We start from the raw sequence: 23,181 nt of genomic DNA, 5'->3' as shown, positions 1-23,181 counted from the left end.
CTCCAAGCTTAATTCAAAGCTTCTCTCTTCCGAACAGAGCTTTCCTCCTCGCTCTCGCTTCCCCCGCCCAGCTTAAATACGAAGATGCCGCCGACAATCACTAACACGCCGATCAGTTGGTTCAGCGTAAACGGCACCTTCTGTAAGCCGAGCCAACCTAGCGAATCAAACAACAAGGCAAACCCTAACTCCGAAGTCATCACGATGGCTACAGCATACGTTGGCCCCAACAGTTTGACACCCTGTACCATGCAAGTAACAACGCCCACCCCAATCAAGCCGCTGAACCAAAACCAAACCGGCATCCCGGGTAATGACGTAAACATTCCTTTTCCTTCAACGATCAGTCCAATGACAAAGGAGGCGGCGAACCCCAGACCTAACACCAGCGTCGTCGTCGTCCAATTGCCGGTCTGCTCATTCACCTTCGTATTAAACACGTTTTGCATCCCCACCAACGCTCCGGCAGTCAATGCGAACATTATTCCTAACAGCACGTCTCTCCGTCCCCCTATTCGTAAATATTCCGGCTCGCCAGTTTGTGAAGCCCTTCCCGATCCTTCACCGTGATGCCCTCGCGGCTTCGCTCGATCAAACCTAGCGCCGCGAATTTCTGCAGCACCCGGTTCAAATGGCGATAGCTGGAACCGATCAAATTAGCCGCATCGGCCAAATCGGCGGTGCCGAGTTTCCCCTGAAACCGCGCATCCGCTTCGTCGAAAGATACAGACAAGAGATAACTCGCCAGGCGGATCTCCACCGGATACAGCAGATTAAAGCTCATCGAGCTGGATTTCATATAAAACTTCTTGGTGATTATGTCCAGTAAAAAATGCAACAGCGGCGAATGATCCGCACCGTATTTCCGCAGCCAACGGTACTCTACCCCGATCATGTGAACCGGGGACACAGCCTCAACGGTATTGATGATATCCCCGTCCCGAATGTATTCGACATCCCCAATGACCTCCAGCGGATTTTTAAAGGAAATGACCAGCGTACGGCCTTCCGGAGAGGTGTTATAAATTTTGATCTTCCCCCGAACCAGCACGTACATGGTATGCGATGGCTCGCCTTGCGTGCAAATCAGCTCTCCTTGGTCAAACCCGTGAAGCGTCAGATAAGGCAGCAACGCTTTGGGAAATACCTTCTGAAGTCCATACGATTCGATATAGTCATTTAGCAGGTCCGGGTCTGCCACTTCTTTCATATCCGTTCTCCTCCTTGAGGCTTGGGCCATTCACTCATCCGTTAAAATTTGAGAATAATCACTCCCGCAATCATCAAGCCGATTCCGATAAACTGCGGCAGCCGCATTTTTTGCTTCGGTACACCAAACCAACCTAGGCTATCAATCAGAAAGGTGATGCACAACTGGGCAATCAAAACCGCTGAGATCGTCAAAGTGACTCCAACCTGCTGGATCGCTGTGACGTTGCTAAAAATAATAATCGCCGCCCAGGCCCCGCCGCTGATATACAACGGCTTCACCTTCCGCAAGTCGGGAAGCCCCCCGTCACGGAGCATCAGCCAAATCAGCAAGGCCGCGACAAAGCCGGTACACTGAGTCAACGCCGCCGCCGGCCATGTGCCGATCTCGCCGCTGATTCTTGTATTCGCCACCCCTTGCAAGGTGATGAACGCCCCGGCCAAAAACGCAAATAACAAACCCCTCATCGTCTCTCTCCTCGTTCTCGAATCTTCGCGATCCTTTATATCAATACCTAATTAAAGGATATCTTCTGCCGTTTGGAAAGGACATATGTCCTGAATGCTGGTGGAAGGATAAAATAGAAGTAACCGTACATTTAAAATGGGGGGCCCAAAATGCAATGGACATTCACAACCTTAAACCAATGGGATGACGTTTGGTGGGACAAGCTCGAACCCATCTATCGCGAAGCATTCCCGCACGGTGCCAAGCCTGTAAAGGTGCTGAAGAGCATGCTGGATCGCGGAATCGCCAGCTTGCACGCAGGGCTGTTAGACGGCGAAGCGGTAGCGATGGGCGTCACCGGCCTGAGCAGCAAGCAGGGACACAAGCGATTGATCCTCGATTATATGGCCGTGCGTCAAGATGTAAGAGGACAAGGCTTTGGCACTCAGTTCTTCGCAGATATCCGTGACTATGCCTTGCGAGAACACCACGTTGAGGCGATTATCATCGAGGCGGAATCGGAGGACACGGCAAAGAACCGGGAGCGCCTCCGTTTTTGGATCCATTGCGGATTTATTGCCACACCTTACGTCCACCAATATATCTGGGTTCCCGAGCCGTATCGGGCGCTGTATCTCCCGCTAAATGATCAATTCACTGTAACAGATGACGGTCGATCGCTGTTTCAGGACATTACTTCGTTCCATCATCGTTCATTTCGCGGGCAGTAATGGGAGTTCTTATCGAGCAATGGAATGGTGCAACTAACAGTAAAAACTACTGTTAATTTTCAACCAACCGCCTTAATTGTTCTAATTAGCTGGAAAAAGTACCGTTATTTTCGATAAAATCCGCTGTTTTCGAGCAGATCAGCCAAATTAAAGGTAGGATTTACTGTTAATTCCCCTCGGTGGCGTAAATCGCGAAAAATAACAGTACGATTTACTGTTAATCTTCATCATCGGCTGATTCACACATTCTCATCGCTATTCAGCTTGCTCTCGTAAATTTTCGTAAGTGAGGTCTCGAGTTGATTGGTTTCCTCCTCGCTTAACACAGCCGTCAATCGGCGGTTAAAATCCGCTAAAATTTGCCGAAGCGTGGGCTCGAAGGCTCTTCCCTTTTCCGTCGGATACCACAAGATCGATCGCCGGTCGTGTTCGTTCACCCGCCGTTCTATGTAACCGGCCTCCTCCAGTTGTTTGACGGAGCGGGTCGTGGTCGCCTTGTCGAATTTGACCAGGTTCGTCAGCTGGTCCTGATTTAACCCGGGCGTCGCTAAGATCGCCAATAAATAGCTGTGGTTCCCGCCTCCGCCAATCCCATACGGCTTCAACAATGCGGTGACTTCCTTTTGGTTGATCCGTTGCAGATAGGAGATCAGTTTGCCAACGGAAGGGTAATTCATATCCCTGCACCTCTTTTGCGATTCTCATTTATGCAAATTTTAACTGAAATCAGTTGCGTTCGCAACTAAATTGGAGTACACTAGGATTGCTTAAAATAGTTGCGTTCGCAACAAAAAAAGGCTGGAGAAGAGAGAGGTGTGAAACGATATGGATATGACGACTCAACGTTCTGACCTTCGCACAACTTCCTATCAGGATGATCCGGACATTCAACGAAAACGTTGGTTGATCCTGATTGTATTAAATTTATTTACATTTATGTCGACGCTGGACGGAAGCATCGTCAATATTGCCCTGCCAGTGATCTCTAAAGAATTGCATCTTACCGTTGCCCAAGCAGAATGGATCGTTTCCGCATATTTGATGATGACCTGCGCAGCTATTCTTTTCTTCGGCAAACTGGGAGACATCGTTGGTAAAATTAAGGTGTTCAAATGGGGCATGGTGATTTTTACTGTGGGCTCTCTGCTGTGCGGCTTCAGCCATAACCTGCCGCTGCTCGTTGGCTCACGGCTGCTGCAAGCGCTTGGCGCCTCGCTTACCATGGCCAACAGTCAGGGAATTGTCACCGACATCTTCCCGGCCGGAGAACGAGGCAAAGCGCTTGGGTTCACCGGGACCTTCGTCTCGCTGGGAAGCATCACGGGCCCGAGCCTTGGAGGTGTGATCGTGTCGGCCTTAGGCTGGGAATATATTTTCTGGGTGAATGTCCCTGTCGGCCTCATCGCGATTGTCATCGGCTGGAAGCTGCTCCCGGCGGACCGAACCAAGCTGAAGGTGAAAATCGATAAAGCGGGCAGCACGCTGTTCCCCATCTTTATTCTGGCATTGTTCAGCGGCTTACTGTTTGGTCAGCAGCTTGGCTATCAGGATATCCGCATTGTGAGTGCGCTCGTCCTGGCGGTCGCCGTGTTCCTCGTGTTTCTGTGGATCGAGACACGCAGCGAAGCGCCGATGCTTCAACTGACGTTATTCCGCAATCCGTTGTTCAGCTTAAGCATTCTGTCGGGATTCCTGGTGTTTGTCGCCAACTTCTGCTTTAATATCATCGCCCCATTTTATACGCAAAGCATCTTAAACCTCTCGCCTTCGCATGCCGGGTTTCTGATGATGCTGTTCCCGATCGTCATGGTCATCGTCGCGCCGCTCAGCGGTGCATTGTCCGATAAGATCGGCTCCGAGTTGCTGACGTTCGTCGGGTTGATCGTGATGGTGATCGCGCAAATCGGGCTGGCCCGTTTGCACGACAGCAGCTCTATCGCCCAGGTGGGGGTATGGATTGCGATGCTTGGCCTCGGCAACGGTTTGTTCCAGTCCCCCAACAACTCGCTCATCATGTCGAAGGTTCCGAAAACCCAGCTGGGCATCGCCGGCAGCATCAACTCACTCGTACGCAATATGGGTATGGTTGTCGGCATCACCGTCGCGACCACGACTTTATTCAGCGTCATGAGCAGTCGGGCGGGCCGCCGGGTCACCGGATTGGTGCCGGATCGTCCCGATCTGTTTCTATCCGGCATGCATGTGGTGTTCATGACGTCCGCTACCATCTGTTTCGTCGTCGCCATTTTGACCGGCTGGCGGTTTTGGTCAGCAAAACGAGCGCAAGGGCGAGAACGGGTGCGTTCTACGTACTAACAGGAAATCTAATCAACCAGTCACTGATTCTCTTCAGACGACTGGTTGTTTAATCTTGAAAAGTATTACGTTTCTCTTTACTTCGCGATCAAATATCGTATTGAGTTATTAGCCCTAGCTCGTCAACATAAGTAATCGTTGATTGCAAGGTAGTTAATTGAACTCGAATCCTACAATACTTATTGTCTTTTTTCCAAGCAAGAATAACTTCCTCATTGGATGAGTCAAGCACCTTCCCGGATCCATCCCACGTGCCAAAACTAGGTTCGATATCCAGATAAGTCAGCGGGGCAAAGCTTCGATCACCGGACGAAGGAAAAGCATTTCAGTGACTTAGAAGTGGAAAATCCCTCAATGAGAAGGTGCCGGTTTACACCGCAGGTGATGAAAGACTCCGTAGGGAATAGAGGAGGGAATGATGCGCGCCGAAGGGATTTAGGTTTTCGCCTACCTCCGAAGGATGGGACGCGTCATGGCCCCGAAGGGAGATACAAATTTTAAGAGAGTAAAACAAAAGCGCCCACATGAGTGAGCGCTTGTGACTATAGTTTAATCTTCTCGAATGACTGATTTCTCTTTTCTCTTTCCTTGAGGATCCATTCCGGCAGATCAAATGCGATCTCACCGCTTTTTGATTTTCGGATAAACTCCGACATTGCAGCTCGTGTTGCAGGCGTGTCAGGAGCGTTGGGGATAGTTTGCGGTCCGCCTAAATCACCAAGATCGCTTCGTTTAATTTTAATTTGACTAGAAGCAAGCAGCTTGTTGTACGGCCGTCTATTCCTCATCATGTTTATCACGTCCTTTAGTAATAGTATAACTCAATAATGGCTTTCATGATACCACCGTTTATGCCCATCATGCCTTGCGGTAAAAGAAAAGCACAAAAATGTTTATGATAATAAGACTGTAATTTTGTTTTTGGCGTCAGCGCTAAGAATCCATCGAAACCAAGTCGGTCGCTCTCCAGGGAAGCGAATGCCAATAAAAGCTTCATCACATTCAAATAAAAGCGCGGCGGGTTCGCATTGTACCGAGTAGGAAAGGCAGAATCCAGGAGCACTACATAAATGTGATCCTCACGAATCTCAAAAGAGATACCACCAATGATACTGCCATTATGGTCATCCACGAGTTTATAGACCTTCCTTTTTGAACTATGCAGTTCTTTTCGCCAATCAAACGTCCATTTCATTCGTCTCGTGTCGCTTAATGTAGCTGGTTCAATTCTCGCTTTACGAAAAGAACCATCACTACATTCTAACCACCAATCTGCCATACATAAACCTCCTTCCATTACAGTATAAAGGAGACGCCACAATGACGTCTCCTATTTGAGTAGCTATACTATAACCAGCATTTCGCTTATCCAAGTTTGGAAAGCAGAGATGCATAAACGGATATACTTGATCCAGATCGGAGAGAAGACTGTAGGTTCATCAGTTGGGTAGCTGATTGAGCAATCTTCTTTTCTTCTCTGGATATCTCAGAGTAAATAATACTCATAATCATCCAATCCTTTCTGGCTATTAACAAAGCTTCGCTCCTTTCCAATCCAAAGTCTGTTCAAATTTTAAGAGGGTCTCTGATAAGGAAGCCCTCTTTTTGATTTATATGGTTTCCTTGATGATCAAATACAACGTTACTTATTGATTCCCCGAATTGATATCAACAACCACTTTGCTTAAGGTCAAGACGGGCACATCAGAATCCGGAGTTAGGAAATCCCGTTGTTCCATCGGAAACCTATAAGCCGATCCGTAACTTCACTGCTCTGACAACTTTGAGTCAGGCCGCTGTAGTTTATAGCGCTTTCATCCTTTTCAGGAACATATGAGGTATATATTTTTCCGTTCGTGTCGATGAAGACAGCCACATCGACTTCACTAAATAATGACAAGTTAGTTGTCAGTCGAGATTCATTAATGACGTCATTGACACTTCGTTCAATCAGGGGATTACTAAAAATTCGACTTGATAGGAATGCCAAAATGCACAGCGGTATGAGGATTTAGCGGGATAAAAACGGTGAGCAGCTTGCTTTTAAACGACAATCCCCCAAACCAAATCCAGATACGCTGTTTCATGCTCAATTCACCTCTCTTTCCGAAACGCCTACCATAAGCGTACTATAATAAATGTATGTGTAATCCCACAGTAGCCCCCCTCCACCTCAGTTTTCAGCGTATGTACTTAACGGCTGTTCTTATATTGCCATAAAAAATACCCCTTAGAATTCATCGGAATAACCAGGGATTTTCCAATGTCTATTCTAAGGGGTGCACTTCATTAGATGATCCTGAAGGTGTTTTTAATTGTCTCACATTGCGGGGTCAGTCCCGTGAGAAAAACACCCTTATGGATCTTTTGCTTTTATAAAGAGGGATGGTACTATATTAGTCCTTCCACTCGAGTCCGTTCAGGATGCGATATTTCAATAAGGCAAGCAGGAAATCATCATAAAAATCTTTACGAACGATGATCCGGTATTGGCGCTCCTGATCCTGATTCAAGTAGAACAAGACATCCGTGTATACGTCATTATCCTCGAACTTTTTCTGCACTTCCCGCATGTTCGAGAACAGCGGTTCGTTCTGCAGGAAAGTCAACTCGAATTCTACGTCCTCTTCATTTACCGTTTCACGAATGCGGACTTGCTCCGGATCAAAGTGATAGATCAGCGGCATGTCCTGTCCCCCTCACGCAATAGATTGATGATCTAAGCGTATCGTGTCGCAGCAGCGAAGTCAAATTTTAGAAAAAGCTGACTCTCGGTATCTCGCATATTCCTCCGGTGTGTCGATATCGCGGGGGGCATTTCCCGAAATCTTCACCTCAACGATTTGCTCTCTGTATTGCTGCAGCAGCTCTTTGGCCCCAACGTCACCGTCCAGCTTAGTCAACTCAGGGAACAACGGCGCTGCAAACAATACGGGATGCGCCGGTCGATCATCATAACGCGCTTGCACAATCTCGGCTCCGGTTTGGATGAACACTTCCGTCACTTGCCGTATCGCATCCGGTGAGATCTCCGGCTGATCGCCCAAGATGATTTGAATCGCTGCAGGTGCATAACGCGCCTCTAGCTGCCGGACTCCAGCCGCCAGCGAGGCGCCAAGCCCCCGATTGGCCTGCGAGGTTGTCAGCCATTCCACCGGCACACTCTCCGTATCTTCTTGGCGAAGCGGTCCGCCTTCCGCGGTAATAACCGCCATCTGAACATTTCCTGCCACCAACACCTGGTGTATCGTTTGTTGCAGCAGATTTCCGCGCGGTGCTGGCAGCAGCAGCTTCGGCTCGCCCATACGCCTGGAAGCGCCGCCCGCGAGGATTAACGCCCATACATCTCCTGACCCAGCTCTGCGCTTAGACACGGCAGGACTCCGGAAAGGCAGGTTCGTCAAGAAATGATGGACTCGAAGTCGAAGCGTTCAATGAAGCGTCAGTTCCTCCCCCGCGGATGGCCCCTTTCCGATCACGCAGAAACCCGCCGGAGCGTCCATTTTTGATTGCGGTAATTTCTGCCAAGATACTCATCGCAATCTCTTCAGGGGTTTCCGCGCCAATGTCCAGCCCTACTGGCGAATAGAGTTTATCCAGCAGCGCAGGTTCGATCGCGCGTTCCGGCTCGCCAGGGTTCCGAATTGGCTCCAGAATCTTCTCCAACCGGTAGCGGGAGCCGACCAGGCCGACATATTGGACCTCCGGCGTGAGCATCTTGTGGACCGCCTCCCGGTCCAGCTCCAGGTTATGCGACATGACGACGACGTATTTGCCGCGGACATCGACCTGCTCAAACGCGAAGCGCGGGATAATCTGCAGCTCGTCCGCTGCAGGAAACCGCTCCCGCGTCGCTTTCCCCGTCGCATGGTACGCGACGGTCACCCGCCACTGCAGCCGGCGCGCCAGGCTGCAGAGCAAGCGCGCATCGTCGCCAACGCCGACGATGACCAGCTCCGGGCGCGGTGCGACCCGCTCCAGCAGCAGCTCCAGCTGCGCGCTGCCCTCGGTGCGTCGCACCAGCCCGGCCCGCCGGCCCGCGCCCAGCAGGCCGGCGGCTTCGGCCGCGCCGGCGAGCGTGCGGCGCGCGCCGGGCGGCACGGCGGCGGGATCGGAGGAACCGATCACCGTCGCCGCCACATACGGCTCGCGCGTCTCCACGCGCTGCCGCAGATCGCCGATGATCCGGTCCGCCGCGTCCGGCGCACAGACCGGATCAAACGGCTCGAGCCACACCGTGATCGCCCCGTTACACCCGAGGCCGGTCCCCCACACCTCATCTTCCCCAATGCGGAAGTCGTATAGCAGCTTGCGCGGCTCCAAGGTGCGAAGCACCTCCTGGGCATGCTCGCGCAAGTCTTCCTCAATGCAGCCGCCGCTCAGAATGCCCGTCACCTCGCCATCCGCATGGATGAGGCAGCGGGCGCCTTCCCGGCGGTAGGCGGAGCCGTCCACATCCACAATCGTGGCAACAACGCAAGCCCGGCGCTCCGCCAGGCAGGCGTCCAATGCAAGAATGAGCTCCTCCATGTTCATGTCATCTCCCGTCTTCAATCTCGGGTCCGTCTATCTCAATCCTGGAACGGAACCCCCACCCTTTATTACGATTGCAGCGATTTCCACACGCGTTCTGCCGACAGCGGCAGCACATAACCGCGCCGTCCCGTTGCATTGGCGATCGCATTGGCAATGGCGCCCGGAACCGGATCCAGCGCCACTTCGCCCAGTGACTTCGCCCCAAACGGGCCGTGCGGATCGGCTTCCTGCACGAAATGAACCTGAACATCAGGCATATCTTTAGCTCCCGGCATGCGGTAGTCCATCATCGAAGGGTTCATGACTTTGCCTTCCTGTACGATCAAATCCTCCATCGTGACCCAGCCGATGCCTTGGGCGACGGCGCCCAGCACCTGACCTTTCGCCATCGTCTCGTGGATGATCGTGCCCGAATCGTGCACAGCCCAATACCCGACAACCTTCGTCCGGCCGGTGTCCGGATCCACCTCAACCTCGGCGACATGCGCCGCAAACGGATAGTTTGGCGAAGGATGTCCGAAATAACTGGCGTCCGGCAGCTCGGTATCCGGCACATAGGTTTCCTTAACAGTGAACTCCTCGCCAGCATGACGCGCCCGGAACCAATCAACGACATCGCTAAGCGAATACGTTTTTCCCTCGTGCTTCACGACGCCCGCCTCATATACCGCTCCTTCGCCAAGAGCCTGAACGGCCAATTGCTGAATTTCGCGGACCAGCGATTCCGCCGCCTTTTGCACCGCATTGCCGCCCATCACCGTACTGCGGGAAGCCAACGTACCGATGCCAAACGGATACCGCCCGGTATCCCCGGATCTGACCAAAATCCCGTCTTCCGGAATCCCGAGCACGTGGCTGGCGATGCGGGCGTAAGTCATTGACATCCCTTGACCTAACTCGATTTCGCCGGTTTCCACTTCAACGAATCCGCCTGGTTTGACGCGAATGACTGCCGTTGAGCCGTCAAACCGAGGATCGATCGCGCGGAAGCCCGAGACGTGGTTAGCCACCGCAAGGCCAAGGCCCCGGTAAGGCGGCAGTTCGTTTCTCCGCTCCCAACCGGACAGCTCCTTCACCTTCTCGATGCACGCTTCCAAATTACACGTATCGAGACGATATCCATGCAGCGTCGTGTCGCCGGCGTGGACGATATTTTTGAGACGCAGCTCGGCCGGATCCATTCCCAGCTCCAGCGCAATTTCGTCAATCACGCTTTCCACCGCGAATAGCATCTCCGCATTGCCGAACCCGCGCATACACGTCGTTGGACTATTGTTGGTGTACACCAGGTATCCCGTCGACTTCACATTGTGGAAATGATAGATGTTGTCCGGCCGGGTGCAGGCGGTGGCGATTACGTTGGGACTCCAATAGACGCGAGCACCCGCATCGGCATATACCGTCAGCTCTTTGTACACGAATTTCCCTTCCGCATCTGCCCCGATCTCAATGTCAAAGGTCAGCGGAACACGCGGATGGGCCGTAATCATATCTTCATACCGATCCAAAATGATCTTCACGTGCCGTCCCGTCGCCATTGCCAAGGCCGCCGCGATCACATGAACCTTCAGGACGTATTTAGCGCCAAAAGAACCCCCAATCGGCGGCACGATCATCCGCACCTTGTCTTCTGGCAAGCCAAAACCGGCAGCATACGCTTCCCGCGCCCGGTACGGAATGTGGGAAGGCGCCCAAATGGTGATGCCCTCCTCCTCCGACCAGTGTGCAATCGCCCCAACCGGCTCCAAATGTCCCTGATATATTCGGTTCGAAACGTAACGCCCGCCTTTCACGACGGCCGCCTTCCGCTTCCCTGCTTCCACATCGCCGCGCGCGACATCCACCTTCATCGGACGGTTCAGCTCCACGTCCTCGTGAATCTGCGGCGCTCCAGGAGCCATCGCCGCTTCGGGGTCAAACACGCCTTCCAAAGGCTCTAGCTCCACCTCGATCAGGGCCAATGCTTGCTCGGCTGCTTCTTTCGTCTCGGCTGCAACCGCAGCGATTTCATCGCCGATGAAGAGCACGCGATCGCGGGCGAGAATGTTCCAGTCTTTGAATTTGGTAGGCCCGTATTTATGGTTAGGCACGTCATCTGCCGTGATAACAGCATGAACGCCTTCCACTTGACGGGCTTTGTCCACGTTAATCCGTTTGATCCGCGCATGCGCCAGCGGGCTGCGGTAAATCGCGCCAACCAACTGCCCGGGAAAATTCATATCGTGCAGGTAACGGGTTTGCCCCTCCAGCTTGGACTTCAGATCCAACGGCTTTTGCTTTAACGTCGGATGGCCTTGCCGAGCTGATGGGTTCGGGTCAGCCGGGTTCATGACCTTGGCGTCTTGTGATTTGCTAGGTTGCTGCAGGCTGTTCTTCGTCATCGCACGGCTCCTTTCGAGGCCAGGACGTGCTCCGCCGCTTCAATGATGCCGCGATAGCCGGTACACCGGCACAGGTTGTTCTTCAGCGCCGCACCGATGTCACCGCCGAACAAGTCTGGATTTTGCAGCCAAGCCCAAGTCGACATCATCATCCCCGGGGTGCAAAAACCGCATTGTACGCCGCCGTACTCCTGCATCGCCTGCTCTAGCTCCCGGAATTCGGGATGCCGGGCTAAGCCTTCGATCGTTTCAACCGTTTGCCCTTGGGCGGAAGCCACCGGCACCAAGCAAGAAACGACCGGCTGGCCGTCCAGCAACACGGTGCAAGCCCCGCATTCGCCGGTGCGGCAGCCGATTTTTGTCCCCGTCAGGCCTTGTCCTTCACGGATCACGTCCGCCAGCGAAGCGGTCGGCTCTCCGTTCCAGGTCACGTCCTCGCCGTTAATGGTTAACGTCAAACTAGAGTTAGGGTTATGGTTATGTCCGCCGTTCATGAGGCAGCACCTTCTTCCTTTTGCAAATGCTTATGTGTCTTGGACGGAGGAATGGAACACTTCCTGCGGCGTGAAGCTGCGATCCAGCAAGCCGTCCTCCTGAAGATAGGAAATAAACGTCTCGATCTGCGGCCAGTTCGCAGCAACGCCATAAGGCCACATATCCCCGTTCATCAGCTTGGCCGATTGTTCAGCCGATTCCCAGACAAACGGATTGGAGGTTGCGTTGCGAATCGTCTCCAGCAGCTCGGTGATCCCTTCATCTTTGATCTCCCGCATCAGCTCGTACAACTGCTTCGGCAGTTCCGGAAATTGCTGAACGGTCTCCGCCTTCAGCGAAACCAAGTGCATAATCGGGAAAATCCCCGTACGCTGGTAATACTTCCGCTCGACGTTCCAGACGTCCGGGATTAACCGGCGCAGCACGCCGCCTTCGCCCGAAGCGGGGAACAACTTGGCCGGCGGGCGCCGAGCCGTCATGATCGCATCCACTTTGCCTTCAGCCAGCGCTTCAAAAATATCGCCTTCCACCAGCTTTGCCGGCGTCTCCACCGGCACCCGCTCTGGACGGAACGTATACCATTCCATCTCATCGGTGGCGATCCCCCATTCATGCCGGAACATGCCCCGGACCCATACGGCCGCCGTCATTTGAAACTCGGGAAATCCGAACCGCTTGCCTTTGAGTTCAGAAGGGTGAGTATACGGACTGTCCGAGCGGACATAAATCGCATTATGCCGGAATGACCGGGACAGAAATACCGGTATTGCCGTTAACCGCGTATCTCCTCCGCCTTTGGCAATCAGGTAGGAGGCCAACGAAAGCTCGGATACGTCATACGACGCCTGCGAAATTTGTTTAACAAAAATCTCCTCGATCGACTCCCGCTGCACGTCGAGCGCAAAGCCCGGCAGCGGTTTGGCGCCGCTGAGCAACTTTAAGGTGCGATCGCTCTCTGACATCGCGATCTTTAAGGTTGTCCCTGCCATGGTGATGCTCCTTTCCCCTCGTTACAGGCCGTTTGCGAGCAAAGCGTTCGCGGCCCGCTTGATATAAGTCCCGACTAAGGCGCGGCGATACTCCGCGCTGGCGCGCACATCCGTGATCGGCGAGCTATGCTGAACGTATAACGCGCTGAGCTCGTCCAGCTTAGCGGCAGTAAGTTCCCCGCTCCAGCGCTGCTCTTCCTCCGCGCTCAGCGTGAAAGGCTTGGGCGCGGCCGCGCCAATCGCGGCAGTCCCCCACTCGATCTCGCTGCCCTTGCCTTGCAACAGCAAGGCGACGGAGACGATCGAGATGTCGGTGGCCGCGCGCTGATCGTGCCGCAGAAACACCTGCGGCACCTCGAGCACCCGGGCCGGGATGAACAGCGACGCGATCAGCTCGCGTTCGCGAAGCTGGGTCGCCTTCGGCCCGGTGATGAAGTCCGCGATCGGCACGCAGCGGGTGCCGTCCGCCCCGGCAAGCCGGACTTCCGCTCGGTAAGCGACGAGCGGAACGACCATATCGGCTGCCGGGGAGGCGTTCGCCACATTGCCGCCAAGCGATGCGCGGTTTTGGATCTGCCAGCCGCCGACGATACGGGCGGCTTGTTGCAGCGCGGGCACGACGCGAAACGTGTCGCTGCCCCAAATTTCGGCGGCCGTCACCGCGGCGCCGATTTCGAGACCCGCCTCGGTTCGGCGGGTCGCTTGCAGCTCCGGCACGCGCCGGATGTCGAGCCAGTCGGTATGCTCCGACTCGTACGATTTGCGCTGCGCGTTCACGAACAAATCGGTTCCCCCGCACACGATGCGGGGGTTCCGCTCCCGAAGCAGCTCAAGCGCTTCGTCTAAACTGCGGGGCTGTAACCAGGCCATAATTGCCCCTCCTTCATGTGAATAATGGTCATGTCTACTCCAGCGCTGTCGCCAAATCCTTGATCCACGGACGGCCGGTCAGCGGTTCGATCTTAACCTCACTGCCTGGAACGGCACGGATGCTGCACAAGTAGCCAGGTTTGCCGTCCACAAACGCCGAGCATTCTTTGCAGGCGTTGGCGGAACGGCAGGAATACCGTACCGAAAAGGACGGGTCTACATGCTCCCGAATCCAAAAGATCGCATCCAGCAGGCTCATCCCGTCCCGGAACGGAACTTCGTATTTCTCCAAGGAAGCGCCGCTTTCCGCATCACCGCGAACTACGTTTAAAGTCACTGTTGCCATTGTTCCTTTTTCTCCCTTCATTCGGAACCGTCTTGCCGGCTCGCTTGATCTCATCCGTCTCCGTTAGCTGCCCGCCGGCAGCGGAACCTCGGATACGACCCATTCCCCTGCCTCATTCAAGACATAGCTGTAGCTGGACGGTTGGCTGAGCGTTTCATCGTAGTCCAACCGCACATGTGCGCCGCGCGTCTCCTTGCGTTCCAGTGCGCCCAGCACAATCGCTTCGCTGACCTTCAGCATGTTGGCGGCTTCCAGCTTCTCGAACAGGGACAGCGCAAACTTGCCCGGCTTCGCCAGCGAGATGCTGTCCAGCTCGCTGCGCAGTGCCTGCAGCTCCGTCAACGCTTCCTTCAAGCCGCTTTCCGTACGAAGCGGTCCGGCTCCCTTCCACATCACCTTCTGCAGCTTGCGTTTAAACGCTTGGAGCGATGCGGTATCCCGTTCAACCGGGACAGGGTGCCAAAATTGCGTGAGCCGCTCCATCTCCCGCTCAAACGCTTGACGTACAGCAGCTTCATCCAGCGCATCGCTTTTCTCCCGTGCCGCGGTTTCGCCGGCGATACGGCCGGTGACCAGCGCTTCAGTGATGGCATTGCCAGATAAGCGGTTAGCGCCATGCATGCCATAAATCAGCTCGCCCGATGCCAGCAGCCCTGGCACCCGCGTGCGCATCGCTTCGTCCACGCGTACGCCGCCAAGCATAAAGTGCGCCATCGGCGCCACTTCCACCATATCTTTGGTCAAATCAACGCCTTGATTCCGCAAAATATCGATGACCGGACCAAACGCTTCCTTCAGCTTGTCCTCCGGCACCATCGTGAAGTCAAGATACGCCCCGCCGTGCGGCGTGCCGCGGCCAGCCTCCACCTCGCGGAAAATCGCCAGCGTCGTTTGGTCACGCGCAGCCGTGTATTTTCCGGCAACTTCCCCGTTGTATTTATCCATAAATTCTTCTTTTAAACCGTTCAGCAGACGGCCGCCCAGCTTATAGCGGAACGGATCCCACATGATCGGATCGATGCCAACGAGCGGCGGAAACAGGTGGGCGATCGGGAAGAACTGCACCATTTCCATATCGCGCACCTCGGCGCCCGCCTCGGCCGCCAGTACGAATCCGTCGCCGGTCATGTTCGCCGACGCACTGTTACGCTCAAAGACCTCCGTTAATCCGCCCGTGGCCAAAATGACCGATGAAGCGGCGATACTAATCGGACGGTACTCCTCCATCTCAAAGCCGATTGCACCAACGGCCCGCCCATTTTCGACGACAACTTTCGTGATCATCACGTTTTTGAGCCGCTGGATCTTCTCGTCCTTCCATATCGCCTTCTTTAAACCGGCTGCCGTAGCACCGCCCGTATTCAAAATGTCCACGTAGACGCAGCGGGCTTTGGAATGCCCCGGAGCAAACGTCTGCGAACGCTTGCCATCCGGCGTTCGGGCCCACTTAACGCCATAACCTTCCGCTTCGAGGATTACTTCAGGTCCCCGTTCAACAACGGCGCGGACGATGTTCGGATCGGCCAAGCCCCGGCTTCCCTTCATCGTGTCCTCAAAATGAATTTCCGTGCTATCCTCTTCCGCTTCGCCCAAAGCCACGGCCACGGTCATCTGCGCCAAAATCGTCGCTCCGCCCCGGCTGATTAAGCTCTTGTCGGTCAAAATCACGCGGGCGCCTTCATCGGCCGCCGCTCGGGCCGCCATCAACCCGGCGGCGCCGGAGCCGACAACCAACACATCCGTCTGCAAATGCAATGGTTCCATCCTGTTGTCCCCTCCTTCTGCGCTTACGCTTGTTGCCCCAGCGTGATCCCTACCGATTGAACCGTAATCCCTGCGGCGGTTAATGAACTGCGGATTTTACCAGCGAATTCGACCGCATGAATGCCGTCACCATGAATACAAATCGTATCCGCTTGGATGTCCACATCGACGTTCTGCTGCGACATCACTTTGCCTTCGGCAACCATCCGAATGACCTGTTTCACCGATTGCTCCTCATCCGTAATCAGAGCGTCCGGCAAACGGCGCGAGGTGAGCGAACCGTCGGATTGGTAAGTCCGGTCGGAGAATACTTCGCTCGCTGTGCGCAACCCGGCTTTTTTCCCGGCTTTGATCAACTCGCTGCCAGCAAGACCAAACAGAATCAACTCCGGATCTACCTTATATACTGCTTCGGCGATCGCCTCCGCCAAACCGGCGTTCCGTGCCGCCATGTTATACAAGGAACCATGGGCTTTGACATGCTGCAGCTTGGCCCCTTGCGCGCGTACAAATCCCCACAGCGCACCAATCTGATACACCACGATGTCATAAGCCTCTTGCGGAGACAGGTCCATATCGCGACGGCCAAATCCAACCAAATCCTGCAGCCCAGGATGTGCTCCTAAAGCCACTCCATGATCCAATGCCAGCTTCACGGTCTGGCGCATCGTCGCCGGGTCGCCGGCATGGAAACCGCAAGCGATGTTCGCGGAGGTGACGAATTTCAACACCTCGTTGTCTCTGCCCAGCTTATAAGCGCCAAAGCTCTCGCCCATATCACAGTTCAAATCCACTACGTTATTCATGCTGATGCTCCTCTCGCAATTCATTAATAGGATTAATTCATGACATTAACTATGAAACACGCCAGCCTCAAACGGCAGAATGAACAACGGAAGCCAATTCCTCCGTTTTCTGCCGGTTGAGGCTACATGCTTTAGATTTGCCAGTTGTTTTTCTCTTCTGCGGACAGTTTGCGCAGCGAAGCCAGATCGGCCAGTTCCACCTGCTCCTTCGGAACCACGGCCCGTTTCGGAAAGACCACAGGCGGCGCAGGTTTGGTGGCGTCTACAATCACGGCGCTGGACATACGCGGCGTATTCTTGCCTTCGGCGTTGTACTCCCAGTTCGTCGGAAGCAAACCGCCGGGACCGTTCCAACGCGGGATGACCAGCAAATCGCGCTCCGCATCAAACCGCGTGCCAATCGCCCAAGCGACCTCTTCCCCGTTAAACACGTCGATGTCCTCGTCCACGACGACGATATGACGCAAATTCTCCGGCTCGGTGTTAAGCGCTGCAAAAGCCGCTTTTTTTACGTCCGCATCCTTTTCCTTCTGAATCGACAAATAACAGTTCATCCGGGCGTAGAAAGGAACGTTTACCGTCTTGAGACCCGGTACGATTTTCTTCACTGTATGATAAATGCTGCCGGAACGCGGCACTCCGCCCACAACCAAATGCTCTCGACCGGAAGCGACGATATCTTGGAAGATCGCATGATTCCGGTATGTAATGCGTTTGATGCGGATCGTAGGTACCGAACCTCCGCCGAGATAATGGCCCGGCCATTCGCCGAACGGCCCCTCGCTGTGATCGTTATCCGGCAAAATCTCGCCTTCCAGAATGATCTCGGCATGCGCCGGGACGAGCAGATCGGACGTGTCCGCTTGCACCAGCTCCAAGGGTTCGCCCATTAACGCGCCAGCCGCTTCATATTCGCCACCGATCCCTTGAACCCGGGAAACCGCTCCCATGATAAAGCCGGGATGGTGACCTAGTGCGATCGCAATCGGAGCCGGCTTGCCTTGTTTTTTGTACTTTTTATAAATCAATCCGCCGTGGTGCGCACCAAGGAACCACACGCCCATGTCGCGTTCGTTGAAGATTTGGTGACGATAGATCCCAGCATTAATCAGCCCGGAATCCGGGTCGCGGATAATCATCACACCTGCCGACAAGTATGGCCCGCCATCCATCTCGTTGTGCACGGGAATCGGCAGCTTGGACAGGTCAACGTCTGCTTCTTCAATCACGTTTTCCTTCACTTTGGCAGCAGTGCGGTCTACGACCACCGGTTCAATCGGTTGCTGCAATTTCTCGCCATATACCCGTGGAATGTCCTGGACCTCACATCCCAAGTAGAGGGCGACGCGCTCGTACGAGGTCAACAGGTTGGAAATGCACGCCATTTGCGCGCCCTTCACCTTGTTGAACAACAAGGCAGGGTATTCGCCTTTCTCCGCCAATGCCGCAGCATAGGCGGTAATGCCAAAACGCGGATCAACCTCCGTGTCGACAAGCTTGACGCTATTCACATCAAATTGCGTTAATTGCCCGAGATAGGTTCTTAAATCTTTGGCCATGAGCGGATCGCCTTCTTTCTGTATTATCGTCGGTCGTGAAATAAATCGGGCGAAAACACACGGTCATCCGCGCGTTTTTCACCCGATCTTTATATGTCTTAAGGAAGTAACGAGAGGTCAACCGTATCTTCAAACGGGATTTCTTTATCGATGACGCCTGCCTCGATTTGTGTCTTCGTGACATTCTTCGCGCCTTCCTCAGTTACCTTAAGTCCTGCCGGCACTTTCGCCAGCTGATTTTTAACTGCCGTCTCCATGACGTCGGCTGGAATTTGGTCGAACTCTTGCAGCATTGCATCTACTGCGGAGGCCGGATCCTTCTGCACGCGCTCATTCACTTCATTGCTGACTTGAAGGAACCGCTTCATCGCATCCTGATTTTTCTCAACCCAATCCGTTTTCGCCATGACGGTAATTCCGGCAAAATCATACGGCGGATCGTACAGCACCCGGTAGTTCCCGGTAGCTAACATTTGCGAAATCGTAGGCTCGGACACCATACCGCCAGCAGCTTTGCCGCTTTCGATTGCGGCCAGCATCGTAGCGCCGCTGCCGCCATTGATGATTTGTACATCTTTGTCCGGGTCGATATTGGCCGCTTTCAAGCCTTCACGCAGCCCTGTGTCGGACAAGCTGCCTACCTTGGTTACAGCCAGCGTCGTTCCCTTCAAATCTTCCAGCTTCTGATACGGAGCATCATTCTTCACGACCAACGAATAACCAACGCCATTGTAAATTTCGCCGTAAGCTTTCACGCCAAGGCCGTTCTTTTGTTGTCTTAATACATGCTCATAAGAACCCAATACGATGTCCAAGCTACCGCCAACCAAGGCTTGTACCATATCCGCGCCGGACGTGAAGCTTTGCTTCTCGATCGTAATTCCGGCTTTCTCGTAAGAGCCATCATTAATCCCAATTTGCGCGATAATCGGCGTCATGCCGCCGCCCACCAGACCTACGCGAATCTTGACGTTTTCCGTTTGAGTTGCATTGCTGTCTCCTTCGTTGGTTCCTGTTGCCGCATTGCCGGCGCCTCCGTTATTACCTGCAGGAGCCGCATTGTTGTTGTTTCCGCAGGCGCTGACCAAAGCCATCGTCAAAACGAGCAGCGTTGCCAGAAGCATTTTTGTTTTTTTCATGTGATTCCCCTCCTTGAATAATTGCTTTCTTTCTAAATTTATGGTTGCTCCACGTTTATTTCATGGGATGAAATAATTTGGAGTTCAGCCCTTAACGGTATTTCAGCAACCGCCGTTCGACCTGAACGATAATTTGTTCCAAAACAACGGCGATAATCATGATGAGGACAAGGCCTGTAAAAATACCTGTCGTATCCAGCATGTTGGACGAATACGTGATGTAATATCCAAGCCCTCGGTTGGAGCCAACCAACTCGGCGATCACGGACCCGATCAAAGCCATGCCGATATTCAGCCGCAAGCTGGTTAGAATCCAAACCGTAATCGATGGAAGCACGACCCAGCGAAGCTTATGCGTCCATTTCGCCTTAAACGTGCTCATCATATCCATCAAGTCTTTGTCGATGTTGCGTACACCTTCATAAGCATTGTAAAAAGCTACGAAAATAACCATCGCTACAACCATCAGAATCTTCGAGGTCATCCCAATTCCAAACCAAACGATAAAGAGCGGTGCCAGTGATACCCGGGGCAAGCTGTACAATGCCATGATGTACGGATACACCCATTTTTGAAAAATCCCACTGAACGCGAGCAGAATCCCCAGCAATGTACCTCCAAGCATCCCAATAATGAGACCTACGATGGATTCCTGCAGCGTAATGCTCATGTGGAACCATAGATCCCCGCTTGCGGTCATGTCGATAATCCGCTTAATAATCAGGGACGGCTTGCTCAGCCAAAAAGAATTAAACGCCGTACCCGATAGCAGCTCCCATAATCCGATAATGACGATAAATACGACCAATCTGCCAATCCATACGGTGGTGCTGCGATTCCCGCGTCCAGCCTTAGGGGAAGGAGAGCTTGCCGATGGTGCCGATGTTTTTGTTGCCATATTGATGATTCCTCCTCTCCTATTCCCCGTCAGACATTTGGGCCCAAATTTCTTTCTGCAGCTCCTTGAACTGGGGATCAAATCGGATGTCGTAAAATGGGCGCGGCCGCTGCAAGTTCACTTTAAACTCTGCTTTGATTCGTCCCGGCCGGGAGGTCATCACGATCACCCGGTCAGAAAGTGCAATCGCCTCTTCGATATCGTGGGTGATAAAGAGCACGCTTTTGCCGACATTTTCCCATAGCTGCAGGAATTCTTCCCCAATCTTCACCCGGGTTTGCGCATCGAGCGGTCCAAACGGCTCGTCCATCAAATAAATTTCGGGGTCGTAAGCGAAGGTCCGCGCCAGGGCTACCCGCTTGCGCATCCCGCCCGATAGCTCCTTCGGATGGTAACTGCTGAAGCCATCAAGTCCAACCATTTTCAACAACCGGTTCGCTTCTTCCAGTTGCTTGTCTTTCACGAGCCCTTTGATTTCTAAAGGTAGACGCACATTGTCGATGACGCTTTTCCACGGGAGCAACGCATCGTTTTGAAACACCATTCCGACCTGGCTTGGCACGCCCTGGATTTCCTGACCATCCAAAAAGGCATGGCCGCCGGCCGGCTTCAGTAACCCGGACACCACCTTCAGCAAGGTCGATTTTCCACAGCCGCTCGGACCTACAACAGATACGAACTCGCCGTCTTCCACTTTGAGCTGAACGTTCTCCAAGGCAACGGTGCGTTGGCCCTTGGATTCGTATTCAACGCGCAAATCCCGAATTTCGAGTTTTGGATGGCTTTTGTTCTCCATCATTCATTCCTCCATACTGAATTTTCCATTCCTGCCTGTCTGATTATGCATGCCGGTCCAAGTCCCTGATCAGAATTTGCGCCCCGAAACCTCCAGCTGATTTAGACCCTCTCGCAGCGTTTGAATTGAGAGTTCCCGCTCGATCATTTGCTGCTGTGCCTCTTCCAAGGTGATCTTCCGGAATCGCACCCGAGCCCCTAAGCTGGCCTGTGCTAGCAGCGGCAAATCTACACTCGCGACTTGCGCAATTTTAGGATATCCTCCGGTTGTTTGGCGATCCGCCATCAAAATGATTGGGTTCCCGTCAGGTGGTACCTGCACAGTTCCCACCGTCACGGCCGAGGAGATCATCTCTTTCGATTGCTCCAGCTTTAACTCCCGGCCTTTGAAACGGTAACCCATCCGGTCGGACTGCGGCAAAACCGCAAATTCCTCTTGCCATAAATCGTGACGGCTGGATTCTTGGAACAATTCGTATTCTTCTCCAGGAATCAGCTGCACGGTTGGATTTGCAGCATATTTCGGAAGCATCTGCGGAAAGACCGCCCATCGGCTGACCGCACCGCTATCCTTGCTCGCCTCTCTGGCGAGTAAACCAAGAAAATGGGAGCCAAGCGGACTGATTTCCCCCAGCGTCAACCGGTCGCCGGCTGCAAGCGCCCGGCCTTCATAACCGCCGATGCCTGCCCGCAAATAGGTCGAACGGCTGTTCATCTGAACCGGAACATCGATGCCGCCCCCCACCGCCAGGTATGCGCGGCAGCCTAGCTTAGCCGGACCGAAGGTCAGCGTACTTCCCTTAGGCGCCAGAACGGTTCTCCATAACGGAACGGGTACACCGTTCAGCTTAGGGGATAAATCACCTCCACAAAGCGAGATCAGCGTCGTTTGCTCGAAGTGGATTACGGGACCCAGCAGCGTAATTTCGAGCCCGGCCTCACCTTCCGCATTCCCAACCAGTAAGTTCGCAATGCGTAGGGCGAATGCATCCATGGCACCGCCAACGATCACACCATACTTCTGGACACCAAACCTTCCCAAATCCTGAACCGTGGTCAACAATCCGGGCTTTTCGATCAAGAGACTCATCGCTCCAACTCCTCCCATGCTTCAAATTGTTCACGGGTGATCGAGTAAAAGCGGACGATATCTCCCGCCTGCAGCAAGGTTGGCGGCATTTGCTGAGGCTTAAATAATTCGATTGGAGTTTTACCGATTAACTGCCAGCCGCCAGGAGTGTCTATCGGATAAACTCCCGTCTGATCTCCGGCAATCCCAACGGTTCCGGCCGGAATGGACAAGCGAGGTGTTTCCCGGCGCGGGGTGGCAATGAGTTTGGACATTCCTCCCAAATACGCGAAGCCAGGAGCAAAACCAAGCATATAAACTAGATAATCCGCGGATGTATGAATGTTGATCACATCTTGAGGTGTTAGTCCATTGCGGAAGGCTACCGTTTCTAGATCCGGGCCCCACTCCCCTCCATAGCAAACGGGAATTTCAATGATTCTGGCTGGTGATGCATTAACGTCTCGCAGTGTGTGAAGCAACTCGGTCACAAGCTCTTCAGCTAACTGGTATGGGGTCAGTGTGCGAGCCTGGTCCTCCTGCTTCTCAGCTTCTTCCAAGAGCTTCATAACGTCATAATATATGGTTACCGACGTAAAAGCCGGAACGGTCTCGATCATCCAAGGAAAAGGGTGATGCTCCAAATGTTCCGCCAACTGCCTTACCTTTACATGTGTACTTTTTTGAATTGAATCACCAAACGTCACAATCAACGCCGAATCTCCGAGTGGAGTGATGACGGGAAACTCAGCAGGTGACGGAGAAAAAGTCATGTCCATCCTCCCATCCGAATTTCGGACTCTCTATACCGATTTACGAATTTCTTGCAT

General features: G+C 53.6%; 24 protein-coding genes. 2 read left to right on the top strand and 22 right to left on the bottom strand.

The annotated features are described in order from the left end of the window. Positions 1-8 precede the first annotated feature (8 nt). The 3 genes from NSQ80_RS10275 to NSQ80_RS10265 are packed head-to-tail and all read right to left on the bottom strand — an operon-like array spanning position 9 to position 1,677. A complete protein-coding gene (locus NSQ80_RS10275; RefSeq protein WP_085278990.1) occupies positions 9-497 on the bottom strand; it encodes a DMT family transporter in 489 nt (162 codons plus the stop codon). A 14-nt stretch (positions 498-511) separates the two neighbouring features. Further along, positions 512-1,210, bottom strand: a complete 699-nt coding sequence (locus NSQ80_RS10270) for a cyclic nucleotide-binding domain-containing protein (RefSeq protein ID WP_260069985.1) — start codon at positions 1,208-1,210, stop codon at positions 512-514. Between the two features lie 41 nt (positions 1,211-1,251). Next, positions 1,252-1,677: a DMT family transporter gene (locus NSQ80_RS10265; protein WP_260069984.1), complete on the bottom strand. Its 426-nt coding sequence runs from the start codon at positions 1,675-1,677 to the stop codon at positions 1,252-1,254. 150 nt (positions 1,678-1,827) lie between these two features. Here NSQ80_RS10265 and NSQ80_RS10260 point away from each other — a divergent pair, with 150 nt between their 5' ends. After that, the gene (locus NSQ80_RS10260; RefSeq protein WP_260069983.1) at positions 1,828-2,388 is read left to right on the top strand and encodes a GNAT family N-acetyltransferase; all 561 of its coding nucleotides are present in this window, start codon (positions 1,828-1,830) and stop codon (positions 2,386-2,388) included. Positions 2,389-2,627: 239 nt separating this feature from the next. On the opposite strand, the gene NSQ80_RS10255 is transcribed toward NSQ80_RS10260, so the two are convergent. After that, complete coding sequence (locus NSQ80_RS10255; RefSeq protein ID WP_260069982.1) at positions 2,628-3,065, bottom strand: MarR family winged helix-turn-helix transcriptional regulator; 438 nt, start codon at positions 3,063-3,065, stop codon at positions 2,628-2,630. A gap of 148 nt (positions 3,066-3,213) precedes the next feature. On the opposite strand from NSQ80_RS10255, the gene NSQ80_RS10250 reads away from it, so the two are divergent. After that, on the top strand, positions 3,214-4,704 hold the full coding sequence (locus NSQ80_RS10250) for an MFS transporter (protein ID WP_009223270.1): 1,491 nt from the start codon (positions 3,214-3,216) through the stop codon (positions 4,702-4,704). 542 nt (positions 4,705-5,246) lie between these two features. Here the strand turns inward: NSQ80_RS10250 and NSQ80_RS10245 are convergent. The 18 genes from NSQ80_RS10245 to pxpB form a co-directional block, all read right to left on the bottom strand. Next, positions 5,247-5,495 carry a hypothetical protein gene (locus NSQ80_RS10245; RefSeq protein WP_036643821.1) on the bottom strand — a complete coding sequence of 83 codons (249 nt, stop codon included), beginning with the start codon at positions 5,493-5,495 and terminating at the stop codon, positions 5,247-5,249. 14 nt (positions 5,496-5,509) lie between these two features. Then, complete coding sequence (locus NSQ80_RS10240) at positions 5,510-5,983, bottom strand: hypothetical protein (protein WP_009223269.1); 474 nt, start codon at positions 5,981-5,983, stop codon at positions 5,510-5,512. A 1,117-nt stretch (positions 5,984-7,100) separates the two neighbouring features. Further along, positions 7,101-7,391, bottom strand: a complete 291-nt coding sequence (locus NSQ80_RS10235; RefSeq protein ID WP_260069981.1) for a hypothetical protein — start codon at positions 7,389-7,391, stop codon at positions 7,101-7,103. A gap of 60 nt (positions 7,392-7,451) precedes the next feature. Further along, a complete protein-coding gene (locus tag NSQ80_RS10230; protein WP_260069980.1) occupies positions 7,452-8,078 on the bottom strand; it encodes a nucleotidyltransferase family protein in 627 nt (208 codons plus the stop codon). Beyond that, a complete protein-coding gene (locus NSQ80_RS10225) occupies positions 8,071-9,234 on the bottom strand; it encodes an XdhC family protein (protein WP_260069979.1) in 1,164 nt (387 codons plus the stop codon). Before NSQ80_RS10225 ends, NSQ80_RS10230 begins: the two co-directional genes overlap by 8 nt. Positions 9,235-9,305: 71 nt before the next feature. Continuing rightward, complete coding sequence (locus NSQ80_RS10220; RefSeq protein ID WP_339302133.1) at positions 9,306-11,621, bottom strand: xanthine dehydrogenase family protein molybdopterin-binding subunit; 2,316 nt, start codon at positions 11,619-11,621, stop codon at positions 9,306-9,308. After that, a complete protein-coding gene (locus NSQ80_RS10215) occupies positions 11,618-12,115 on the bottom strand; it encodes a (2Fe-2S)-binding protein (RefSeq protein WP_009223263.1) in 498 nt (165 codons plus the stop codon). The genes NSQ80_RS10220 and NSQ80_RS10215 overlap by 4 nt, the downstream gene beginning before the upstream one ends. 30 nt (positions 12,116-12,145) lie before the next feature. Next, positions 12,146-13,105 carry a 4,5-dihydroxyphthalate decarboxylase gene (locus NSQ80_RS10210; RefSeq protein ID WP_009223262.1) on the bottom strand — a complete coding sequence of 320 codons (960 nt, stop codon included), beginning with the start codon at positions 13,103-13,105 and terminating at the stop codon, positions 12,146-12,148. A gap of 21 nt (positions 13,106-13,126) precedes the next feature. Further along, positions 13,127-13,975, bottom strand: coding sequence for an FAD binding domain-containing protein (locus tag NSQ80_RS10205; protein ID WP_009223261.1), 849 nt, complete (start codon positions 13,973-13,975; stop codon positions 13,127-13,129). Between the two features lie 34 nt (positions 13,976-14,009). After that, positions 14,010-14,321, bottom strand: coding sequence for a 2Fe-2S iron-sulfur cluster-binding protein (locus tag NSQ80_RS10200; RefSeq protein WP_036643815.1), 312 nt, complete (start codon positions 14,319-14,321; stop codon positions 14,010-14,012). Between the two features lie 63 nt (positions 14,322-14,384). Next, positions 14,385-16,085, bottom strand: coding sequence for an FAD-binding protein (locus tag NSQ80_RS10195; RefSeq protein WP_009223259.1), 1,701 nt, complete (start codon positions 16,083-16,085; stop codon positions 14,385-14,387). Between the two features lie 23 nt (positions 16,086-16,108). After that, entirely contained in the window at positions 16,109-16,891 is a 783-nt protein-coding gene (locus NSQ80_RS10190) for a 5-oxoprolinase subunit PxpA (protein ID WP_260069977.1), read from the bottom strand. Between the two features lie 131 nt (positions 16,892-17,022). Beyond that, positions 17,023-18,450, bottom strand: a complete 1,428-nt coding sequence (locus tag NSQ80_RS10185; protein WP_009223257.1) for a UbiD family decarboxylase — start codon at positions 18,448-18,450, stop codon at positions 17,023-17,025. 98 nt (positions 18,451-18,548) lie between these two features. After that, positions 18,549-19,589, bottom strand: a complete 1,041-nt coding sequence (locus tag NSQ80_RS10180; protein WP_009223256.1) for an ABC transporter substrate-binding protein — start codon at positions 19,587-19,589, stop codon at positions 18,549-18,551. Between the two features lie 91 nt (positions 19,590-19,680). Then, positions 19,681-20,487 (bottom strand): ABC transporter permease, encoded by an 807-nt coding sequence (locus NSQ80_RS10175; RefSeq protein WP_157273279.1) that lies wholly within the window; start codon positions 20,485-20,487, stop codon positions 19,681-19,683. Between the two features lie 19 nt (positions 20,488-20,506). Then, entirely contained in the window at positions 20,507-21,286 is a 780-nt protein-coding gene (locus tag NSQ80_RS10170; RefSeq protein ID WP_009223254.1) for an ABC transporter ATP-binding protein, read from the bottom strand. 66 nt (positions 21,287-21,352) lie between these two features. After that, the gene (locus NSQ80_RS10165) at positions 21,353-22,372 is read right to left on the bottom strand and encodes a biotin-dependent carboxyltransferase family protein (protein WP_260069976.1); all 1,020 of its coding nucleotides are present in this window, start codon (positions 22,370-22,372) and stop codon (positions 21,353-21,355) included. Then, entirely contained in the window at positions 22,369-23,124 is a 756-nt protein-coding gene (pxpB, locus tag NSQ80_RS10160) for a 5-oxoprolinase subunit PxpB (RefSeq protein WP_157273297.1), read from the bottom strand. Before pxpB ends, NSQ80_RS10165 begins: the two co-directional genes overlap by 4 nt. Between the last annotated feature and the right edge of the window lie 57 nt (positions 23,125-23,181).

Source organism: Paenibacillus sp. FSL K6-2441 (assembly GCF_037964765.1).
Taxonomy (GTDB): Bacteria; Bacillota; Bacilli; order Paenibacillales; family Paenibacillaceae; genus Fontibacillus; species Fontibacillus phoenicis.
Note: the sequence above shows the minus strand (reverse complement) of the source record. Positions and strands in the feature narration are given on the sequence as shown.